The organism is Streptomyces sp. RPT161 (assembly GCF_027533845.1).
GTDB lineage: Bacteria > Actinomycetota > Actinomycetes > Streptomycetales > Streptomycetaceae > Streptantibioticus_A > Streptantibioticus_A silvisoli_A.
In genome coordinates this window covers 1-1,040 of record NZ_JAPZVN010000084.1, presented here as the reverse complement: position 1 = coordinate 1,040, position 1,040 = coordinate 1, and the positions used below count along the sequence as shown (strand labels likewise).

1 protein-coding gene is annotated in these 1,040 nt (G+C 65.8%); it reads right to left on the bottom strand.

The window, feature by feature from the left end; genetic code table 11:
- A partial coding sequence (locus O5O46_RS35000; protein WP_269859724.1) for a polyketide synthase dehydratase domain-containing protein occupies positions 1–1,020 on the bottom strand: 1,020 nt, incomplete at its 3' end.
- Between the last annotated feature and the right edge of the window lie 20 nt (positions 1,021–1,040).

Sequence of the window (1,040 nt, the reverse complement as noted above, 5' to 3'; positions counted from 1 at the left end):
CACCACCGCATCCGAGTCCCCGGACACCGCCAGCACCACCACCTGCGGTGCCAGCCCCTCCTCCAGGGCGGTGCTGACTCCACTCAGATCGGCATACACAGCGTCCACCGAGCCGGTCCGGTCGACCACCACCCACTCCCCCACCGAAGAAACGGACCTGGTGGGGATACCGATCCACTCCATCCTCAGCATGGACCCATCGCCCGTACCGGTAGTGAGGCCGTCAGCAGTCAACTGCCGCATAGTCAGCGAGCCGATCGACAACACGGGCAGCCCCGTACTGTCCGCGACCGCAATAGCCACCTCATCCGGACCCGTACGGGTCAACGCAACCCGCAATCGTGACGCGCCAGAGGCACGCAACACCACATCCGTGAAGCTGAACGGCAATCCGCCGTCCCGCGCCGAGTCCAAGCCAGCGAAGACCGTGGGATGCAACGCCGCATCCAGCAACGCCGGATGGATCCCGAACGACTCCGCCGGAGCAGACTCGGGGAGTTCAATCTCGGCGAGAATCTGGTCCCCACGCTGCCAAGCCCTGCTCAGCCCCTGGAACACCGGACCATACGCAAACCCGCTCTCACTCAGCTGCTCATAGAACTGCGAAGTGTCCAGCTCCGTCGCACCAGGCGCAGGCCACGCCTGACTCACCGGGTCAAACACCACATCGGCCTGGTCTTGACCGGCGTGTGGTGTGGTAACGCTGACCACGCCGGTGGCGTGTCGTGTCCAGTCATCCTGCCCATCCAGGCGCGCATACACCGCTACACTCCGCCGCCGCGCCCCGGCCGCCGCGGGGGCATCGGCATCGCCAACCACGACCTGGACCTGCACGCTGCCCTGGGCAGGCAACACCAGCGGGGCTTCCAAAGCCAGCTCATCCAGCTGGTCACAACCCACACTGTCACCAGCACGGATGGCCAACTCGACATACCCAGTACCGGGGAACACCACCACACCCTGCACCACGTAGCCCGCCAGCCACGGGTGCGTTCGCAGCGACAGACGGCTGGTAAACACCACCCCATCCGTTCGCGGCA